At 39.2% G+C, this 613-nt stretch carries 1 protein-coding gene; it reads right to left on the reverse strand.

The window, feature by feature from the left end:
* On the reverse strand, positions 1–613 hold a 613-nt coding region (locus tag AC1DTM_RS30620; RefSeq protein ID WP_477001721.1), incomplete at both ends, for a sigma 54-interacting transcriptional regulator.

Genomic DNA, 613 nt, shown 5'->3' on the forward strand with positions numbered 1-613 from the left:
GTGGCGGAATGTGCAAGCTAACTACATTTAAGCGATAGTATAAATCTTCCCGGAAAGTTCCTTTTCTCATTTCTTCTTGTAAATCACGATTTGTAGCAGCGATAATGCGGAAATCGATATTAATTTCTTTTTCTCCACCAACTCGGTAATACTTTCGTTCTTGCAGTACACGCAAAAGTTTCACTTGCATATCGAGAGGCATTTCTCCAATCTCATCAAGGAATAAAGTACCGCCTTGCGCGAGCTCTATTTTCCCTTTCTTCCCTTTACTATTTGCACCAGAAAAGGCTCCACGTTCGTAACCAAATAATTCACTTTCAAATAACGCTTCAGGAATTGCACCGCAGTTAATTGAAATAAACGGGGCATTCGCTGTCTCACTTGCTTCATGAATTGCTTTCGCAAACACTTCTTTTCCAACTCCGCTTTCGCCGAGTATTAAAACCGTGGATTTCACTGAACAAACCTTTCTAGCTAATTGAATCGTTCGTTGTATAACAGGGCTTTTTCCATTCATCGCAAGGAAAGGATCGGATGTATCTTTATATTTTGCTACTTCTTGTTCTAATCGGTGCATTTCATGCGACATATTAAATAGTTTTTCATTCAAAGC

This window comes from Bacillus sp. P4_D3 (assembly GCF_056401855.1).